Source organism: Oleiphilus sp. HI0043, from assembly GCF_001634935.1.
This window is the reverse complement of record NZ_LWEY01000017.1, coordinates 1-588: the sequence shown is the minus strand read 5'-3', so window position 1 is coordinate 588 and position 588 is coordinate 1. Positions and strand designations below refer to the sequence as shown.

1 protein-coding gene is annotated in these 588 nt (G+C 45.6%); it reads right to left on the bottom strand.

Annotation, left to right across the window (positions count from 1 at the left end; translation table 11 throughout):
* Nucleotides 1-19 precede the first annotated feature (19 nt).
* Nucleotides 20-588, bottom strand: a 569-nt coding sequence (locus tag A3729_RS32000; RefSeq protein WP_197475460.1) for a fibronectin type III domain-containing protein, incomplete at its 5' end; no start/stop codon positions are given.

Here is a 588-nt window from a genome sequence, read left to right as displayed (position 1 = left end):
AATTCTTCAGCTTTCATTTTTAGCACAAACCAGGAACTGAACTGGAGTATTGGCGCACCGCCTTCGCTTTGACTTTGTTAGATATATCAGTAGCCAATGCCTGAACTGATGCCTTACGCTGCTCAGGAGATTGGTTTTTAGAGAGCCCGAAAAACTGCGGGCTGATCGGTGAAGGGGAGTATATGCTGCGATTTCTGCTTGAGCTCTGCGTTGCGTTTTCGGGCTCTTTTAGTAAAACGATGTATTGTTCTTCAATTGACCGGGTTGGCGCAGCAGCAAAGTAGGGTGCAATTTGCGAAGAGCTGGAGAATGTTGTTGCTTGCTCAAACTCGCTAACAGCTTGCTCAGCCTCACAGACTAACCGGCTATCAGCATCAAGATTTGTTTTCCAGCTAACAGTCAGCGAATCAGTACTGGCATTTTCTATGACTGGCTCTGCTACAATTTCTAGTGTAACGGGCGCAACACCGGGTAATAAGGTTTTAAATGAAAGCACATTACTGGTAACGGTATTATCAGAAAGATCTGAAGACTCGACCCTAAAGTAATATCGGGTGTCGGCAGCAAGGTTGAAAACAGGAACGCTGT